The organism is Candidatus Hepatobacter penaei (assembly GCF_000742475.1).
Classification (GTDB): domain Bacteria; phylum Pseudomonadota; class Alphaproteobacteria; order Holosporales; family Hepatobacteraceae; genus Hepatobacter; species Hepatobacter penaei.
Map to the genome: position 1 here is coordinate 132,756 of NZ_JQAJ01000001.1, position 17,734 is coordinate 150,489.

At 52.0% G+C, this 17,734-nt stretch carries 15 protein-coding genes; 4 read left to right on the top strand and 11 right to left on the bottom strand.

The annotated features are described in order from the left end of the window. Window positions 1-302, top strand: a 302-nt coding sequence (locus tag IG82_RS0100790; protein WP_031933792.1) for a hypothetical protein, incomplete at its 5' end; no start/stop codon positions are given. A gap of 106 nt (window positions 303-408) precedes the next feature. Here the strand turns inward: IG82_RS0100790 and IG82_RS0100795 are convergent. From IG82_RS0100795 to IG82_RS0100820, 6 genes are read right to left on the bottom strand one after another with little or no spacing between them, the layout of a single operon-like run. Beyond that, the gene (locus IG82_RS0100795) at window positions 409-1,056 is read right to left on the bottom strand and encodes a COQ9 family protein (RefSeq protein ID WP_052545545.1); all 648 of its coding nucleotides are present in this window, start codon (window positions 1,054-1,056) and stop codon (window positions 409-411) included. A gap of 36 nt (window positions 1,057-1,092) precedes the next feature. Continuing rightward, window positions 1,093-2,331, bottom strand: coding sequence for a 2-oxoglutarate dehydrogenase complex dihydrolipoyllysine-residue succinyltransferase (gene odhB / locus IG82_RS0100800; protein ID WP_245591047.1), 1,239 nt, complete (start codon window positions 2,329-2,331; stop codon window positions 1,093-1,095). Beyond that, on the bottom strand, window positions 2,328-5,159 hold the full coding sequence (locus IG82_RS0100805; RefSeq protein WP_052545546.1) for a 2-oxoglutarate dehydrogenase E1 component: 2,832 nt from the start codon (window positions 5,157-5,159) through the stop codon (window positions 2,328-2,330). Before IG82_RS0100805 ends, odhB begins: the two co-directional genes overlap by 4 nt. An 11-nt stretch (window positions 5,160-5,170) precedes the next feature. Further along, window positions 5,171-6,049 (bottom strand): succinate--CoA ligase subunit alpha, encoded by an 879-nt coding sequence (sucD, locus tag IG82_RS0100810; RefSeq protein WP_031933796.1) that lies wholly within the window; start codon window positions 6,047-6,049, stop codon window positions 5,171-5,173. Then, window positions 6,046-7,212 (bottom strand): ADP-forming succinate--CoA ligase subunit beta, encoded by a 1,167-nt coding sequence (gene sucC / locus IG82_RS0100815; RefSeq protein ID WP_031933797.1) that lies wholly within the window; start codon window positions 7,210-7,212, stop codon window positions 6,046-6,048. Before sucC ends, sucD begins: the two co-directional genes overlap by 4 nt. Before the next feature lie 14 nt (window positions 7,213-7,226). Then, the gene (locus tag IG82_RS0100820; protein ID WP_052545547.1) at window positions 7,227-8,243 is read right to left on the bottom strand and encodes a Ppx/GppA phosphatase family protein; all 1,017 of its coding nucleotides are present in this window, start codon (window positions 8,241-8,243) and stop codon (window positions 7,227-7,229) included. A gap of 139 nt (window positions 8,244-8,382) precedes the next feature. Here IG82_RS0100820 and IG82_RS0100825 point away from each other — a divergent pair, with 139 nt between their 5' ends. Beyond that, entirely contained in the window at window positions 8,383-9,156 is a 774-nt protein-coding gene (locus IG82_RS0100825; RefSeq protein WP_245591048.1) for a 3-hydroxybutyrate dehydrogenase, read from the top strand. A 44-nt stretch (window positions 9,157-9,200) separates the two neighbouring features. On the opposite strand, the gene lptB is transcribed toward IG82_RS0100825, so the two are convergent. Genes lptB through IG82_RS0100845 form a run of 4 tightly spaced genes read right to left on the bottom strand, consistent with a single transcriptional unit; the run spans window position 9,201 to window position 12,207 of the window. Continuing rightward, window positions 9,201-9,938, bottom strand: a complete 738-nt coding sequence (lptB, locus tag IG82_RS0100830) for an LPS export ABC transporter ATP-binding protein (RefSeq protein ID WP_052545548.1) — start codon at window positions 9,936-9,938, stop codon at window positions 9,201-9,203. 36 nt (window positions 9,939-9,974) lie between these two features. Beyond that, on the bottom strand, window positions 9,975-10,730 hold the full coding sequence (locus tag IG82_RS0100835) for an LptA/OstA family protein (RefSeq protein WP_135958026.1): 756 nt from the start codon (window positions 10,728-10,730) through the stop codon (window positions 9,975-9,977). Further along, window positions 10,727-11,206, bottom strand: coding sequence for an LPS export ABC transporter periplasmic protein LptC (gene lptC / locus IG82_RS0100840; RefSeq protein ID WP_031933802.1), 480 nt, complete (start codon window positions 11,204-11,206; stop codon window positions 10,727-10,729). The genes IG82_RS0100835 and lptC overlap by 4 nt, the downstream gene beginning before the upstream one ends. Further along, a complete protein-coding gene (locus tag IG82_RS0100845) occupies window positions 11,203-12,207 on the bottom strand; it encodes a KpsF/GutQ family sugar-phosphate isomerase (RefSeq protein ID WP_052545549.1) in 1,005 nt (334 codons plus the stop codon). The genes lptC and IG82_RS0100845 overlap by 4 nt, the downstream gene beginning before the upstream one ends. A 162-nt stretch (window positions 12,208-12,369) precedes the next feature. Between IG82_RS0100845 and thrS the strand changes: the two genes are divergently transcribed. Beyond that, window positions 12,370-14,265, top strand: coding sequence for a threonine--tRNA ligase (gene thrS / locus IG82_RS0100855; RefSeq protein WP_031933804.1), 1,896 nt, complete (start codon window positions 12,370-12,372; stop codon window positions 14,263-14,265). A gap of 36 nt (window positions 14,266-14,301) precedes the next feature. Continuing rightward, a complete protein-coding gene (infC, locus tag IG82_RS0100860; protein WP_052545550.1) occupies window positions 14,302-14,979 on the top strand; it encodes a translation initiation factor IF-3 in 678 nt (225 codons plus the stop codon). A gap of 138 nt (window positions 14,980-15,117) precedes the next feature. On the opposite strand, the gene IG82_RS0100865 is transcribed toward infC, so the two are convergent. Beyond that, complete coding sequence (locus IG82_RS0100865; RefSeq protein WP_031933806.1) at window positions 15,118-15,975, bottom strand: hypothetical protein; 858 nt, start codon at window positions 15,973-15,975, stop codon at window positions 15,118-15,120. Window positions 15,976-17,734 lie beyond the last annotated feature (1,759 nt).

Sequence of the window (17,734 nt, forward strand, 5' to 3'; positions counted from 1 at the left end):
CTCTTTATGCACTCTTTTGGTTATCTATGTGTGCACTTTCATCTCTTTTCTGCCTTGTGTATGCGAAGGGTCGCCCAGATCTTCGTGCCTATCGTCAGAGCCTGGCCTTTATGCTGTCTATGGCGTGTGTGTTAACGGGATCGTTGTTTGTCTTTTCCCTGGCGGGGGTGCTGCGCTATCATTATTTTTCGCTTTACATTATGACACTGACGATTCCCTTCACCCTGCGCTGTCTGTTGCCGCGTTCATGGGTGGGGGAAAGCGTAGACAAACCGCGCCATGAAGATCGCTTAGCGGCCTAGCGGATTCACCGCCATTTTTCCCCTCAAGACACTCACTAAAACTCTTGACTCCGAACCTCTGACCCTGGAAGGCTAAAGCCCTCACACCGCCTCTGCCTAACGCAGGCTAGGGAAAGGGCCAAAGTGATTTAACGATTTTGGAAAACGGCAACCCCTCTTTGGCAAAAGATTTGATTTTGTGAAGCGATAAGACGTTGTCAATACGGTTCTCAAGGAATTTCCAGGTGTTGTGGTGTTCGGGTGAGGTGTCGCGCAGCCAATAGATAAACGTGGAGATATAAACACCGCTCAGCAACAAGCGTTTTGTGTAAAAATTATAGTCCGTAGAGGTGTCGCCCGCCAGCGTCCACATCACATGCACCGTGTCATAAATGAGGGGGGTGGCCATAAACGTGTGGCGCGGATCGAGCAAAAAACGAAACGCCAAGCTCGCTGCTTGCTTTCTCGGCGTTAACAGTGTGAGGCGCGTGCGCACGCCCCAAAAAATGCGTTCACGTATTTTCATAGAGGCAAGGTCGAGCGCGCTAAGCTTGTCTTCCATTTGCTGATCCAAAAGGCGGCTCCATGTGGTGAGGGCATTTTTTTCACCTTCTGGAAACAGGGCCCACACAAGCCCCTCTTCAAGCTCAAGGTGTTGCGCCGCGTGGGTGAGGGTGTTTTGGTTCCACCCCTTTTCGGGCACAAGATCGAGAAAGGCGTCTAACAGTTTTGCTTTCAGGGCGGCGCTCTCGTCCATGGTCACAGATGCAGTCATGATGATTCTCCTGAAGATCTATGCTAGGGCGTTTTTCTAAAGATCTAGCAAAAGCCCGCTGGGATTTTCGAGGGTCTCTTTGATGCTTTTCAAGAAGCCCACAGCTTCTTTGCCGTCAATCAGTCTGTGGTCATAAGAGAGCGCCAGATACATCATGGGGCGCACCACCACCTGATCTCCCTCGGCCATGGGTCGTTTTTGGATGCTGTGTAACCCTAAGATCGCCGATTGCGGTGGGTTGATAATGGGTGTAGAGAGCAGAGATCCATAAACCCCGCCATTTGAAATGGTGAAGGTGCCATCGGCCAGATCTTGGGGCAGCAGCTGTTTGTTTTTGGCTTTGCCGGCAAGGTCGGCAATGCTTTTTTCGATGGTGGCAAAATCCATGGCCTCTGCGTGCTTGAGGATGGGCACCACAAGGCCGCGCTCTGTGCCCACAGCCACACCGATGTGATAATAATTTTTAAACACAATATCGGGGCCTCGAAGTTCCGCATTGAGGATGGGAAAACGCCGCAAACCTTTCACCGCCGCCTTCACAAAAAAAGACATAAACCCTAATCGGCAGCCATAACGCGCCTCAAACGCCTCTTTATTTTGAGAGCGCACCGCCATAACTGGCGCCATATTCACCTCATTAAATGTAGTAAGCAGCGCTGCTGTGTTTTGGGCTGTCTTCAGATGTGCGGCAATGCGTTGCCTCAGCCGGCTCATGGGTACACGCTCTTCCTCACGAGAAGGGTTGCCTTGAGGGGACGTAGGAGAGGCGGCCGGGGGTGTTTGAGAGCTTAAGAGGGCCTCAAGGTGTTCATCTTTGGAGATCCACGCTTTGCCCGCAGCTGTGCCCCTATTTCCTTTTTGTGAAAAAGGTTGTTGGGTGTGAGCGCCACCTTGAGCAGATGGGGAAGTAGGCGATGTTGCATTTGAAACAGTGGTGCCCTTGGGTGAAGAATCCTTGGGTGAAGAGTCTTTGGCCTTGTTTGGATCCGGGGAGGAAGATGGACCCGCGCCTTCGTTTGAAGGTGAATCTGAGGCTTGAAGGGTGGTTAACACATCCCCCACGCGCACCTGCGCGCCCTCGTCTGCTTGCAAGGGGCCCAAAATGCCCGCAAAAGGAGCTGTGATTTCTAGGGTGATTTTGTCTGTTTCGATTTCTGCCAACAAGGCGTCGGTCGCCACCGCATCGCCTTCGTGATAAAGCCAACGGGCGAGGGTGGCTTCAGTGATAGATTCACCTAAGGAAGGCACGCAAATGTCTTGAGATGTGGTGGTCACGAAGAAGTCTCCTTAAAAGCCTGGGATATCATAGCGTCTTGTTCGCGGGCATGACAAGCCCCAAAACCTGTGGCCGTGATGTCAGAAGGGGGGCGCCCTTTATAGAGGGGAGCAGGAAGATTCATGTCTTGACACAGTTTGTGCAGCCGCGGTGCGACATAGGTCCATGCGCCCATGTTTTCGGGCTCTTCTTGTACCCAGCGCACAGACAAAGACTGGCCCGCAAAAGGGCTGAGCGCCTCAGCGCACGCTTTGTGAGGAAATGGCGCCAGCTGTTCTAAACGCACAAAGATGACGTTTCCTGACGCATGGGGCGAAGCCAGCAGATCGTAATATACTTTGCCGCTGCACATCAGGATGTGGTGCGGCGGTGCGCCTGCAGGCAGGGCATGCACAGGGGCGCCTTTGGATGTGGTGAGCACGGGCTGAAAGCTTCCATCGATCACATCATGCAAGGGAGAGGTGGCGCGCGGGTCTCTTAACCATGATTTGGGCGTCATCACCACCAAGGGTTTGGCCGGACGGGTGTAGGCCTGGCGCCTTAGCAGATGAAAAAATTGAGCCGGTGTGGTGACATGGGCCACCCCCAGATTATCCCGCGCTGCCAGCTGAAGAAACCGCTCAAGGCGCGCCGAGGAATGTTCAGCCCCCTGGCCTTCATAGCCATGCGGCAACAAAAGTGTGATGGATGAAGATCGTCCCCATTTTTGTGCTGAGACGGCCAGATATTGATCAATAAACACCTGCGCGCCGTTGGCAAAGTCACCAAACTGGGCTTCCCACAGCACAAAAGCATCGTCGCGGGCCCAGCTATAGCCAATCTCAAACCCCAAGGCCGCAGCTTCAGAAAGGGGCGAATTGACAAGGCTTAAGGGGGCCTGTGTGTCTGAAACGTGGTTGAGGGGGACATAACGCGCCTCTGTTTTTTGATCGATGAAAGCGCCGTGGCGTTGGGTAAAGGTGCCGCGCACGCTGTCTTGCCCCACCAAACGCACCGCCATGCCGTCTCTAAGCATGCTGCCCAGCGCCAAACTTTCCGCCAAAGACCAGTCGATGCCTTGTTGTGTGTCAAGCATTTCACGTCGCTTGGCAATAAAACGGTTGATTTTGGGATGTAGGTTCATGTGCTCAGGCTCGTGCGTGAGGGCGTTGCCCACAGCGTGGAGGAGAGATGCATCACAGGCCGGCACAGATTGCTCAGCGCGCGCTTGTGGCTTCTCTTGGGGTGGTGGTGCCTTGGGTTCCTTCAGCGCTTTGCGATAAAAGGCCTCAAGAGTTTTGGCGCCGTCAACGCACACTTCTTGAGAAAGCACATGCTGCGCCACCAGGGTTTGGCCATAAAGATTGCTGACGGGAAGGGCCTCATCCACAGCTTGATAGAGTAACGGGTTGGTGAAACGAGGTTCATCGAGCTCATTGTGGCCGTGGCGGCGAAAGCACATGATGTTCACCACGCAGTCTTTATGAAAGGTTTGCCGAAATGCAAAAGCGATGTCACAGGCACGCTGCACAGCTTCGGGATCTTGTCCGTTTACATGCAGGATGGGGGCCCCCACTATGTGGGCCACATCAGTGGCCTCGCGGGGGAAGCTTTCCGCAGGGTGCGTGGTAAAGCCCACCTGATTGTTCAGCACAATATGGATCAACCCACCGCCGTGATAGTTTTCAAGCCCTTGCAACATCAATGATTCCATCACCACGCCCTGACCTGCAAAAGCTGCTTCCCCATGGATCAAAACCCCTAAAGGTCCAGGCTTGCCTTCTTTTGGCTGTTGCTCTTGAAGGCCGCGCACATAGCCCATCATCACAGGCGTGGCCGCTTGCAGGTGAGACGGGTTTGGCAGCAAGGTGAGGAGAAGCTGGGTGTCAGGATCACGGGTTTCCCACCCTAGGTGATAAGGCACATCATCGGTGCCCCACACAGGGTGCGTTTCTGCCTTATACAGCAAGGATAGGGGTTTTTTCAAAAGATGGGTCAAGAGGTTCAGCCGCCCGCGGTGATAGGCGCTGAAGACCACGTGGGTTAGGCCCTCTTGCGCCGCCCGCCGGCACAGATGATGAAGGCCGGGCATCAAGGCATCTGCGCCCTCCAAGCTAAACCGTTTGGCGCCGGGAAAAAGCTTCCCCAAGGTTGTTTCAAAAGTGTGAGCCTCAAGCAGTTGGTGCCACAGCTCTTTTTTTTGGCGATTCGTCAGAGCGGTGGGGGGAGATTCACACTGCGCATACAAAAAGGCGCGTTCTTGCGCAGAGGTCAAGGTGCCAGTTTCAAGGGAAAGCGGCCCTACATAAGCTGCTGCCAAAGCTTTGACAGCCGCAAAGGAAGGATCGCTTTTTTTATGAGTGGCATAAAAGCGGAACAAGGGCGGGGGCAGGTCTGGGGCAGGCGCCACGGGGTTGGTGTGAGCAAAGCGATAGCCTTCTAGGCGCAAAAAATCTCGTATCTGTTCAAGCAAGGCTTTCTTGGGGTCATGGGGCAGAGACACCGCTGGATTTGAAGGGGCCTCAGGCAACGTGGCGGGTGAGAGGTGTTGTGAGGGGGCGTTTTCATCAAAGAAGGGGTCATCACGGGAAGGGGGGGGTGCCCACGAAGGTAGCGCAGGGCGCTTGATGCGTGACGCTTTTGCACGGCGGTTTTCTTCAGACACTCTCTCTTCACACATCCCCTCTTCAGGAGGCTGGTTTGGGAGGGCTTGGCCTTCAGGTGTCCAGGCTTGAAAAAAGGTGTGCCAGGCAGGAGGCAGCTGCTGAGGGTCGGTGAGAAAAAGGTCGTAAAGGATATCAAGAAACGCCGCGTTGCCAGCAAAGAAAGGCGATGTTGGATGCTTCATAATGACCCTTGCTAGCGATGGAGCACCTCGTGCGTGGTGATCCCGATGTGTGTGGGCGAATCGACAACGTGAACGCCTGCGTTTTTGAGGGCTTCTTTTTTGGCAGTGGCAGTGCCAGTACCGTGCGTCGTCACTGCGCCTGCATGGCCCATGCGCCTTCCCTCAGGAGCGGTTTGTCCGGCAATAAAGCTGATGATCGGTTTGGGCAAAGGCCCGCGGCTTTTCAAAAACGCAGCGGCTTCTTCTTCAGCGTTGCCGCCAATTTCGCCAATCATCACAATGGCGTCGGTGTCATCGTCATGAAGAAAAAGATCTATAATATCCACAAACCCCAATCCTCCTATGGGGTCGCCGCCAATGCCTACGCAGGTGGATTGCCCCAACCCTTGTTTGGTGAGTTGAGCCACCGCCTCATAGGTTAGGGTGCCTGAGCGTGACACAATGCCCACGGCTCCAGGTTTATGAATATCGCCGGGCATAATGCCAATTTTGGATTTTCCTGGTGAAATCACCCCTGGGCAATTGGGGCCGATCAGCTGTGTCTTGTGTGTGGCTAAGGCTTTGTTAACGCGCATCATGTCCAGCACGGGGATGCCTTCCGTAATGCCTATAACCAAATCAACACCTGCCTCAGCGGCTTCAAGAATCGCATCCGCGGCAAAGGGGGGGGGCACATAAATCACACTGGCATCGGCGCCTGTTTCTTTGACGGCGGCCTCCATAGTGTTAAATACGGGAAGCCCTAAATGCGTTGTGCCACCTTTGCCTGGCGTCACGCCGCCCACCATGCGGGTGCCATAGGCCAGCGCTTGCTCTGTATGAAACGTGCCGTGCTTGCCCGTAATGCCTTGACATAACACGCGTGTGTGTTGGTCAATCAGGATGCTCATGCCGCCTCCTTCGCCAACGCCACGGCACGCCGGGCCGCATCTTCAAGGGAGGGGGCTGATTCAATGGTGAGGCCAGAGGTGGCCAGCAAAGCCTCAGCTTCGCGCACATGGGTGCCGGCCAAGCGCACCACGATGGGTTTTTCGATATGAAGGGTCTGGATCGCTTCTGTTAAGCCTTGCGCCATAAGGTCACAATGCATGATGCCGCCAAAAATGTTGACCAACACCGTTTTAACGTTGGCGTCACTCAAAATAATACGCAGCGCCGTTTTGATTTGTTCAAGGGACGCGCTGCCCCCCACATCTAGAAAGTTGGCCGGTGCGCCGCCCATAAGCGAAAGCGTGTCCATGGTGGCCATGGCAAGGCCTGCGCCGTTCACCATGCACCCAATATGCCCGTCTAGCTGTACATAACTGAACCCGGCCTGGTCTGCCTCCACCTCTTGGGGCGCACTTTCTCGGGGGTCTTTAAGTGCTGCAATGTCTGGATGACGATAGAGCGCGTTGTCATCAAAGGTGATTTTGGCGTCCACGAGCACCATGCGGCCCTCTGGGGTCAACACAAGTGGGTTGATTTCAAGAAGCGACATATCCTTATCCACAAACCCTTGGTATAAGGTGGTTAACAACTGACGCAAAGGGGCGCGCAGGTCTGCGGGCCACGCCAAAAAATCGGCCACGCGCACAACGTGAAAGGGTTTGAGCCCATAATAGGGGTCAATGTCGAGGGTGAGGATCTTGTGGGGAGCTGTGGCGGCAATTTCTTCAATATACGCACCACCCGCCGATGAGGTCATGAGCGACACGCACCCATGATCGCGGTTGAGAAAAAAGCTGAGGTAATATTCCTGCTCAAAATCAGCCGCCTCTACAATATAAACATCATGCACCTTTTTGCCTTCAGGACCTGTTTGCGGGGTGACAAGGTGCATGCCCAAAAGCTCGGAAGTGATAGTTTCCGCCTCCTGCACCGTTTTAGCAAAGCGAATGCCGCCCCCTTTGCCGCGCCCACCGGCGTGAATTTGTGCTTTCACCACAAAAGGGGCACGCAGATTGGCGCACAGGTCAACCACCTCAGAGGTGTGGGTGATAAGCCCCCCTTTTTGCACCGGAAGGCCCATGCCTGCCAAAAGAGCTTTAGCCTGATGTTCATGAATATCCATGGCGCTTTTTTGCTCTACTTTGTGTTTTTAGTTTGAGGGGCGTGTTCCTTTGCCAACGTGTGCAAGATGCCCTCACGCACGCCACGGTCGGCAGCAATAATAAAATCGACGTTGAGGATGTCATAAATGGCTTCAAACAACGCAATGCCGCCCATAATGGATTCAGCGCGCTGCTGGCCAATGCACGGGTGATTGAGACGATCTGAATAATGGGTGGAATTGAGATAGCGAATCACATTTTTGAGGTTCTCACGGGATAACACCGCCTCATGCACGCGGGTTTTGTCATAGCTCTCCAGGCCCAAAATAATGGCTGCCAACGTGGTGATGGTGCCGCTGGCCCCAATCATTTGTGCTTTGCCCTCGCGGATCACGCCATAAATACCGTGGCGAAGCGCAAATTCGTTCACCTCATGGGAAAAAAACTGTGTGATATCCTCCCGTTTTTCTGGATCTTTGAGCTGATCCTTGAGGGTGGCAAACCCATGGGGGAAGGAAATGCTGTCAATCACCTTGAAATCTTGGTTAGGCAAGATTTTTGTCCACACAAGCTCGGTGCTTCCGCCACCAATGTCAAAAACAATAGCATGCGAAAATTGATCATCAAAAAGCTCAGCGCACCCAGCAACGGCAAGCTCAGACTCTTCTTGCGGGGTGATCACCTCAATGCGAATGCCTGTTTTTTTGAAGGCCTCTTGCACAAATTCATCGGTGTTTTCTGCCCTGCGGCAAGCGGCTGTGGCCACACAACGCATATAAGGCACATGGTAAAATTGGAGCCTTTTGCGACACTCTTCCAAGGCGAGATAGGCACGATCCATGGCCTGGAGAGACAATTTGCGCGACTGCTCCAAATTTTCACCAAAACGTACAACGCGCGATAAAGAATCAATGTGCGTAAACTGCCTTACGCCCTCAGATTCCACAAGGCGGGCAATAAGAAGGCGACAGGTGTTGGTGCCTAAATCGACGGATCCATAGAGATTGGCCCCAGACTGGGCCCCAGAATGCTCAGCTTCAGAATTTGTCATGAAGCGATTCTAGCATAGTTTCTGGGAAAAGCTATTTTTTACTCTTTTTTTTTCATACCCGCTTTTAACGGTTTATGGAGGTTCATCTCCTACCCTGGTGTTCAAACACAATAGGGGGCATTGAGGGGGACTTCACATCGTGCGCAGCGTGATTGTAACAGGATCGACAAGTGGTATTGGGTTGGGCATTGCCAAGGTTTTTGCCAAGAATGGTGATCAGGTGTTGCTTAACGGCATTGAGTCTGAAAGCGACGTGCAACCCTTGATTGAAGAGCTATCCACGCTTTCAGGTCAAAAGGTTGTGTATTCGGGCGCAGATCTCAGCCGTGTTCAAGGGTGTCATGATCTTGTGGATACATGCCTGGATGTGTTTGGCGCTGTGGATGTGGTGGTAAACAACGCCGGCATTCAGCACAAAGCGCTTGTGGAAAATTTTCCTGAAGATCGGTGGAGAAAGGTGATCCAGCTTAACCTTGAGGCTGCCTTCTTTATTGCGCAAAAAGCTTTGCCTTACATGTATGAGAAAAAATGGGGTCGCTTGATTCATATTTCCTCTGCGCACGGGTTGGTGGCGTCGGTGGAAAAAGCGGCCTATGTGGCAGCCAAGCATGGGTTGTTGGGGTTGTCTAAGGTGATGGCACTTGAGGCAGCCGGCCGCGGCGTGACCAGCAACTGCATCTGTCCAGGTTGGGTGCTGACACCTTTGGTGCAAAAGCAAATTGAAGGCATTGCCGAAAGGGAAGGGTGCGACCTGAATGAAGCTAAGCATAAGCTTTTGGTGGAAAAGCAACCGTCTAAAGAGTTTGCCACGCCTGAAGAAATTGGTGCCGCAACGTTCTTTTTGGCTTCACAAGAGGCAGCACAGATCACAGGCGCGCACCTGGCTGTGGATGGCGGTTGGACAGCGCAATAGGCCTTGGCCCATTCTTGTTAGGCTGCTTCTTGTCGGGCTTTGTGTTAGAGGCTGAATTCGGCGCCCAGATAAATTTCTTGCACCATGGGGTCGTTCACAATATCTTGCGGCGTGCCTTCTTTGAGAATGGTGCCGCCGTTGATGATATAGGCCCTATCCACCACCGCCAGCGTTTCGCGGACGTTGTGGTCGGTGATCAAAATCCCTAAGTCTTTTTTCTTCAACCTTTTGATCAGGGTGCGTATATCGCGCATCATTTTAGGGTCAATGCCTGCCAGTGGTTCATCAAAAAGCAGAAAGCGGGGCGAGCCCACCAAGGACCTGGCAATTTCAACGCGGCGGCGCTCACCACCCGACAGCACCTTGGCTTGCTTAAAGCGAATGTCATTGAGGCGAAATTCATCAAGGAGCTGTTGTAGCACCTCTTCCCGTTTGGCTTTATCGCGATGGAAAATCTCAATAATGGCCATGATGTTGTCTTCAACGCTGAGGCCTCTGAAAATGGAGGTGTCTTGAGGAAGATAACGTATGCCGGCCCGGGCGCGCATATACATGGGCAACCCTGAAAGATCGAGGTGCCCAAGCGAGATCGTGCCTGTGTCATTGGCGATCAGGCCCGTTACCATGCCAAAAGATGTGGTTTTGCCGGCGCCATTGGGCCCCAATAAGCCCACCACTTCACCCGTGCGCACATGAAAGCTGACGTTGTGCACCACCGGTGTACCACGATAGGTTTTTTTGAGGTTTTTAGCCGAAAGAACAAGGGGAAGTGATGAAATCATAACAAGGTCAAGAAAAGAAAGTGCATGGCGTGGGTTTTATGTTGCGGTGTCCTTGTGCGAAGGCTGACGAAAAAGGCCTTTGGTGCGGCCACCATGCCTATTGTGAAAAAAAGCTTCCGTTGTGTCTAGTCTATAGATCGCTTTATCCATCAGGGCCACCCCTTCAGCATCGGCCATCTTGACGTTACCATAAAGCGTGAGCTTCTTTTGGTTGGGGTCATACACAGCCCGCTGGGCGGCGATGGTGACGTGTGTATTCACAAAAAGCACATCGCCTTCGCTTGTGACGTGAATCATGGCGTCTCCTTTGGGGGAGGGTTTTACCTTAAAGGTAAGGGTCTGAGCTGTGAGGGTGGCTTTATACGTTGGAAAGATCATGTGTGGGTACTGTATGTGCCCCTGGCGTTTGAGGTGATGAAAAGTGCACGGAGCAGGAGAGAGAATGTAGAAATCTTTCAGCACAATCCGCGGGTTTCCATAAAGGGTGGTGGTGTGGTTGTTGTGCTCATAGTGCGCTTTTTGTCCCAAGGCTTGCACGTGGGGCATATCAATACGCACCGTGCCGCGGGCCTGAAGGGTTTGGATGGCGTGAGGCTCTTTTGTAAAGGTCATATCCATGCGATCGGCGCGGATGCGTAACTCCTTTTTGCTGAGATCAACGTGACCCAGCGCGGTGCACGTGCCTTTTGTTTGATGACAGCTCATTTTGGTGTCAGCGCGGATCACCAGCTTATCATCACAAAGCGCCTGCGTAAGACCCAAAAGCCACAGGGCGACCACAAGGCGCATCATGGGGCCACGTTCAGGATAAGATGAGACCGCCCCTTCAAGCACAGATATTCCCCGGCGTTGTCAAGGGAAAACCCTTCGGCCTCAAAGGTGCCCAAGGGCCCCTTGCCATGAACGGCATGATCTCCGTGGACATGTTTTGTTTCAGGGTTGAGGCGCACATCCCGCGACACAATGTGGGTGCCATCTTCTGTATCTAGGGTGACGTTGCCTGCCAGGTTGACCACATCTTTTTCCACATAATGCCCTTCTTGGCCCGTGATTTTGATTGTTTTTTGAGGGCTAACCAGCACATAAGACATGTCGCGGGCCTCTGTCTTAAAAGAGGTTTTGGCTTTGTTGGGCGGGGCAGTCACAGATTTCGTTAAGCTCGGCATTAAAAAATAAAGACAGGTGAGGATCCAAAGCCCCACAAGAGCCCATCGGGTCATACGGATGATGCGTTCATAGTGCTTGAAAAAAAGGGAGATATCGCTCATAAAGATCGCGCTCCTTGAAACTGTGCTTGATAGGACAAACAGTCGTGCCACGTGGCCAGCCCTAAGATTTTTTGGTGAGGGTCTGTCACGCAGAGGGCGTGTATTTTCTTAGCGGACATCAGCGTCATCGCTTCATCCAAAAAGCAGGTTGGCGCGGCCGTGATAGGCTCGCGGGTCATAATTTCTTCCGCCTTTTGGGTCAGCAAGGAGGGGTGCATGGCGCGTCTTAAGTCACCATCACTGATAATGCCAAGAAGGGTGTGATCTGGCATCGCAATCACCACGCATCCTGATTGCTTTTCTGTCATCACCAACAAAACCTCTGACATGGGCGTTTGGGGCGAAACAAGCGGCAAAAAAGACCCGGTGCGCATGATGTTTTCTAAGCTTGTGAGTTTAAATCCGAGGTTGCCGCCGGGGTGAAATTGTTTATACGTTTCCGCAGAAAGGTTTTTTTGGTGAGCCAGCGACGACATCAATATGTCACCCAAGGTGAGCATCAGAAATGTCGATGTGGTGGGCGCCAGACCAAGGGGACAGATTTCTTGCGCAGAGGGAATGGTCAGCACCACATCTGCAGCACGACCAAGAGAGCTTTGGGGTACCGCCGTCATGGAGATGATAAAAGCCCCAATGTGTTTGGCATGTCTAAGCACGGGCGCCAGCTCTTGTGTTTCGCCTGAATTAGACAGGACGAACAACGTGTCAGCTGAGCCAATCATGCCCAAATCGCCGTGGGCAGCCTCAGTCGGGTGAATAAACACCGCCGGGGTGCCTGTGGACGTGAAGGAGGCAGCTAATTTTTTGGCAATGTGGCCACTTTTGCCCACGCCTGCCAAGATGAGCGTTCCCTTAAGGGTGGCCAGGTGAGCCTGCGCGTGTGCAAAGGCCTTGTCAAATGAGGTTTCCAGCTCCTCAAGCGCCCGCTGATACACAGCCAGCATGGCCTTTTCAGAAAGAGGGAGCGTCTCAACGGTTTGTGTTTTTTGAAGAACAGGCATCGCTGTCTCCCCAAGAACATTAGCCCTAGTTTACCGCACAATGCCTCACAGATCAACAATAGTGGCTCTTAGCCTCTTTGGTGCTTTGCGCACGTTTCTCCCCTTGTTCTTGGAAAAAGATGTGTGTTAGCTTGGCGTGTAAGGTGTTGAGCGTCAAAGAACATGGATCCGCAGGCAGAGCATAGAATGAAAACAGGGTTTGACTGGGCCAAAGAACGTGGCGTGAAAGACGCGGCTCTTATGCGTATGCAGGGTCAGCTGTTTGATTTATCCTCTTCGTGGCCATCAGACACAGAGGTGGAGATTTTGTCACGCACCCATCCGGACGTGTTGCCCACGCTCCGTCATGATATGGCCCATGTGTTGGCGCAAGCGGTGAAAGAGCTGTATGACGATGTTCAGGTGACCATTGGCCCTGATATTGAGCATGGGTTTTATTATGACTTTTATCGTGAAATCTCCTTTCGGGATGAAGACTTGCCCGTCATCGAGGCGCGCATGCGGGAGATTGTGAAGCGAGATGAACGTTTTGTGCGCCAAGAGTGGTCTCGGCCTGAGGCCGTGGCCTATTTCAAAGCGCAGGGTGAGCATTTTAAGGTGGAGCTCATTGAGGGGCTGCCGACGGACGAGGTGCTTTCGGTCTATCGCCAGGGCACGTTTCTTGATTTGTGCCGCGGCCCTCATTTGCCCTCAACGCGTTATGTGGGGCGAGGGTTTAAGCTGACGCGTTTGGCAGGGGCCTATTGGCGCGGCGATGCGCAAGGGGTGAAACTGCAAAGAATCTATGGGCTGGGGTTCGCTACAGAACAAGATCTGGCTGATCACCTCACGTTTTTAGACGAAGCAGAAAAGCGGGATCATCGTCGTTTGGGCCGTGAGATGGATCTTTTTCATTTTCAAGAAGAGGCGGCGGGGAGCGTGTTTTGGCACCCTAAGGGCTGGCGCATCTATACCTGTTTGCAGCACTATATCCGCCATCGCCTGGAAGCGGCTGGGTATCAAGAGATCAACACACCTCAGATGCTGTCGCGCACATTTTGGGAAAAATCAGGCCATTGGGATAAATTCCGGCACGCCATGATCACCTGTGATTTGCCTGAAGCCCAAGAACACAAAGAGCCGTTGGCGCTTAAACCTATGAGTTGTCCAGGGCATGTAGAGGTGTTTAAGCAGGGCATCAAAAGTTATCGCGATTTGCCTTTACGTTTTTCAGAATTTGGTGCCTGTGTGCGTTATGAGCCCTCGGGCGCTTTGTTTGGCCTGATGCGTGTGCGTGCCTTTACCCAAGATGATGCTCACATTTTTTGCACGCCTACGCAGGCGTTGGAGGAAACCAAGGCGTTTTGTGATCTGTTGGCGTCGGTGTACAAAGATTTGGGCTTTGATGAGGTGGGGGTGATGTTTTCAGATCGCCCCAAAGTGCGCGCAGGGGATGATCCAACCTGGGATAGAGCGGAAGAGGCACTCAAGGCCGGCGCTGAGGCGGCCGGGCTTTCATGGACGTTGAACCCGGGGGAAGGGGCTTTTTATGGCCCCAAGCTTGAGTTTGTGTTGAAAGACAGTCTGGGCCGTCATTGGCAGTGCGGAACGCTTCAGGTGGATTTGGTATTGCCCGAGCGTTTGGGTGCGCGCTATATCGATGCGTCGGGCGCGAAACAAACACCGTGGATGTTGCACCGGGCTATTTTAGGATCGTTTGAGCGTTTTACAGGGATTTTAATCGAACACTATCGTGGGCGTTTGCCCTTGTGGTTGGCCCCTGTGCAGGTGGTGGTGCTGCCGATTACCAATGCTCTTGATTCTTATGCCCAAGATGTGGTACAAGCCTTCAAGTCCGGGTGGCTGCGTGCCCAGATGGATGGAAGGTCTGTGAAAATTGGTGCCAAGATTCGTGAAGCCGTGATGAGCAAGGTGCCCCATATTGTGGTGGTCGGCGAGCAGGAAGCGTCAAGCCGATCCATCTCTTTGCGTGCACCTGACGGCACACAAACGGTTCTGTCGTTGCAAGAGGGGGTAGACAAACTTGTTTCTTGTGCCAAGATGCCCTCACATGGTTGAGTTGAGATAAGGAGTGAGCTTCTGGACCAGAAAAAAATGAATACAGGCCCGCGTATCAATGATTACATTCGTGCCTCCAAGGTGCGTCTGATTGATAGTGAGGGAGAATTTTTAGGCATTGTGTCTCTTGAGGAGGCGCGAGAAGAGGCAGCGCGTCGAGGTCTTGATCTGGTTGAGGTTGCGGCCGATGCACGTCCGCCTGTGTGCAAAATTCTTGATTATGGCAAGCTTCGCTTTGAAGAGCGTAAGAAGAAAGCGCTCATGAAAAAGAAGCAAAAATCGCTCGACACCAAGGAGCTGCAATTTCGTTTAAAAATCGGTGACCATGATTATCAGGTCAAACTGCGTCAGGCGGAAAACTTTTTAAGGCAAGGCCACCGTTTGCGTGTGGTGGTGCGTTTCAAGGGGCGCGAAATTGGTCACCAAAATATGGGCGTTGACCTTGTGAACAAAATTCTGGCCGATCTGTCGGCGTTGGGCAAGCCTGAAGCTGTGACAAAAAGTGAAGGGCGCCGCATGTTGGTGGTGGTGGTGCCGCTGGCCAAGAAAGCTGGTCAGCAGGAGAAAAAGCCGTCCTCATCGCCTGAAAAGCCTGCGCCTCCACAGGTTGCGCCTGAGAAAGCGGGTTCTGAGAAACCTTCCCCTGAGGTTTCATCGGGGGGCCCTTCGTCTGAAGCGTCGCCATCTGCTGACGCGCCTGCTTCGAAGCCATAATCCTTCTTGAGCGTGAGCCCTCCCGAAGGGCTCATACAGAAGACTCCCTTCTTGCATGGAACTAGAGGACAGGCTGAGGGGCCATCAGGCATATCTGAGTAAACCTGTACATTTCTCTCCCCTCTGTTTTTGTGCCTGTTAGATAAGCAGAAAGATTATGCTTATGATGGGTCCAACAACTTTGCCAAAAAACACGGCCACAGGATACCAGGGTTTTGCCTTAAGTATCCTCACTTTTTCTGAGAGAATACCTATTTTTTTCTGACCAAAGGCTTTGGTGCGTTCCCACAGGGTGGCATCTTCAGATGTTTTGTGCGCGCTTTGCGCGTCTTCATCCTTCAACGTCGCAGCTTTGTGTTGATGGGTTTCTTTGTCGTCATGGACGTAAGACATCACACGTTTGAGGGCCTGACACAATAAATCTTTCATCTCTTCAGAAACAGCTGGTTTGTCTTGTGAGTCATGAGCAGTGTGTATGGGCGTGATGAGGCGCTGGGTGCACAGGGGCTCGTCAACCTCTTGGGCGGGCGTTGGCGCTGCGCCTGGTTTGTGTGTGGGGGGGGAGGCTTTGGTGCTTTCATCCCCATCCGTTTCTGCCTGCATACTTAGGATGATGGCTGCTAACTCTTTCATTTGTGACGTTATCGTCACCATGTGTTGATGTAATTGCTGCACGTTTGCCCAAAGTGCCTCCTGTGTTTCATGAGGAAGCGTTTCTTGACGAAAGTCGTCTTGACAAGGCGTTTGGGATTGAAAAACTTCTGCGTGGAGAGGCACCACAGAGGTGCGGTGATCAGTGCTTTCATGAAGGGTTTCTGGGGTTTGTGCGCCATACTGGTGATCGAGTTCATCCGTCATAACGCGCGGGGTTTGTGCACGAAGTTCATAAGAGGCGGGTGATAGAGGCGAAACAGACTCAGCTCGATCAAACGAGATGTCCGCCAGCGCGGTGGATGTACACATCAAACAAAGGGGAAGGAGGTATCGATACGTCATAAATACAATAAAAACCCAACAAATTGACAATAACTTTATATAAAATACATAAAAAAACACACCTTGGGAACATTTTTTATCTTTTTTGTTAAATGCGCCCGCGGTGTGTTGAGGGTAAGATGTCTGCCTCCTTAACGGTGTTGCAATGTATTCACGTTGTATGACTTGCTTATGTAGATTGCCCTCTGTTCATCTTCGTGGGCGCTCACACATGAAAAAAGACGAGAAAACCATCCTTTGCGCGGTTTTGAGGGGGCTGTTTCTATAGAAAGAAGTGTGTCCAGGCCCCTTGTGTTCTGGGCTTGTTCCTGTGTGTTTTCCCCTAACGCTTTCTGTTTTTCTTTCATGTTCTTTGTCAATGATTGAATCGTTTGGGTCATGTTGCGCTTTTTTTCTTGATGTTTTGTGAGAGCTTTATTATAAACTGCTCCGTCTTTCATTTTTAATTTTTTCTTCTCGAAGCTATTGCTAAGTTTTTTCTGCTTTTCTTCCGCAGCGGTGCGCTTTTTCTGAAGCATCGCAAGAGTCTCGCGAAGGATTGTTTCTTGTTCTCTCAATCTGTTGGCTTCTTGTTTATGTTTGTTTTTCTTTTCTCGGCGTTCTTGGGGGGGAAGAACCTGAAGGGTTGTGATGAGGGTACCTTGGTTATCTGCTGTGTCCTGATGGGAAAGCACAACGTCAGGGAGCGGGTCTATCTCCCTTACCGCCGCTTCTGGGGCTGAAAGTTTTTGTTGCATCTGTTGTGGAGGAAGCATTTTTTTCTGACTTTTTAGATTTTCAAAATTCGTCCAGCTTTGAACAAGAGAGGTTTCTGCTTGTTGTAATCGTGCGCTGACAGGCCCTGCGTCTCTCAGATCATGAGAGGGCGCATCCTCTGAAGTGGGGGTGTTGATAGGTCTTAAGAGAGGGGATGGCACGTCATACGGAGGGCAAGCGAAAGCCCCAACGTTCAGAGGAGAGAGGGGGGAAACAGCAGATTTTTGGCTGTTTCTTTTGGTGTGTACAGCCTTGCGAGCCCTCTTCAGAAGGGTATCGACAGGTGATGCCGCTGGCGACTTTGGCACGGCATAGGTTTGATCTNGTGAGCGCGGTATGGCATAGGTTTGATCNNGTGAGCGCGGTATGGCATAGGTCTCGTCTAAGGAGCGTGGTGAAGCATAATCCTCATTTTTTGCAGACATATGTGGTGAAGGAAGCACGCCAAGGAAAGTCGGACGCGTGTGGGTTTGTCTGCGTCCATCAATCTGATGTGCCTGTGAGGACGCCATGTTAGGAGACATCCGTTCCCGATGGGTTTTTATGGTTGCTTTTACCTTTGTTGTGTGTGCGTGAATAAGCGCCTGGTCTTCTGCAGAAAAGCCAGGTGATGGGGGCACAGGCGCTTTTTTATTTTCCTGAGAACATGTTAACAATGTTAGAATATCCTTATAAAGTGTGCGCATGTCTTGAGCGTCACGATTTTCTCTCGCATGTTGAAAGGTATTAAGAAAGCCACGCACTTTTGGCGTTATTTGCTCTATATAGGTTTGTTTTTGTTCAGAAGTTAATGTATGGATTTGACGCCCGAGCTTTTCATAAAATGTTGTAAGTTTTTGTTTTTCTTGCGTTAAAGAAATATGCTGCCGTTGGTCATGGCGAGAGATATCAGATGACAAGGCGTGGGATTTGCGGGTGTATGCAGACATTGCAGGCACAGGTGCATCATCATTGCTTTGTTGGGGACCGGCAAAGCCGTGATGGAAAGAAAAAACAGACAAAG

Excerpts from the sequence above, each read along its gene's own strand:
- sucC (WP_031933797.1), bottom strand. The coding sequence starts at position 7,212 with ATGGATATTCATGAACATCAGGCTAAAGCTCTTTTGGCAGGCATGGGC.
- lptB (WP_052545548.1), bottom strand. The coding sequence starts at position 9,938 with ATGATTTCATCACTTCCCCTTGTTCTTTCGGCTAAAAACCTCAAAAAA.
- IG82_RS0100865 (WP_031933806.1), bottom strand. The coding sequence starts at position 15,975 with ATGACGTATCGATACCTCCTTCCCCTTTGTTTGATGTGTACATCCACC.
- IG82_RS0100805 (WP_052545546.1), bottom strand. The coding sequence starts at position 5,159 with ATGAAGCATCCAACATCGCCTTTCTTTGCTGGCAACGCGGCGTTTCTT.
- IG82_RS0100835 (WP_135958026.1), bottom strand. The coding sequence starts at position 10,730 with ATGATGCGCCTTGTGGTCGCCCTGTGGCTTTTGGGTCTTACGCAGGCG.
- infC (WP_052545550.1), top strand. The coding sequence starts at position 14,302 with ATGAATACAGGCCCGCGTATCAATGATTACATTCGTGCCTCCAAGGTG.
- sucD (WP_031933796.1), bottom strand. The coding sequence starts at position 6,049 with ATGAGCATCCTGATTGACCAACACACACGCGTGTTATGTCAAGGCATT.
- thrS (WP_031933804.1), top strand. The coding sequence starts at position 12,370 with ATGGATCCGCAGGCAGAGCATAGAATGAAAACAGGGTTTGACTGGGCC.
- IG82_RS0100820 (WP_052545547.1), bottom strand. The coding sequence starts at position 8,243 with ATGACAAATTCTGAAGCTGAGCATTCTGGGGCCCAGTCTGGGGCCAAT.
- IG82_RS0100845 (WP_052545549.1), bottom strand. The coding sequence starts at position 12,207 with ATGCCTGTTCTTCAAAAAACACAAACCGTTGAGACGCTCCCTCTTTCT.
- IG82_RS0100795 (WP_052545545.1), bottom strand. The coding sequence starts at position 1,056 with ATGACTGCATCTGTGACCATGGACGAGAGCGCCGCCCTGAAAGCAAAA.
- lptC (WP_031933802.1), bottom strand. The coding sequence starts at position 11,206 with ATGAGCGATATCTCCCTTTTTTTCAAGCACTATGAACGCATCATCCGT.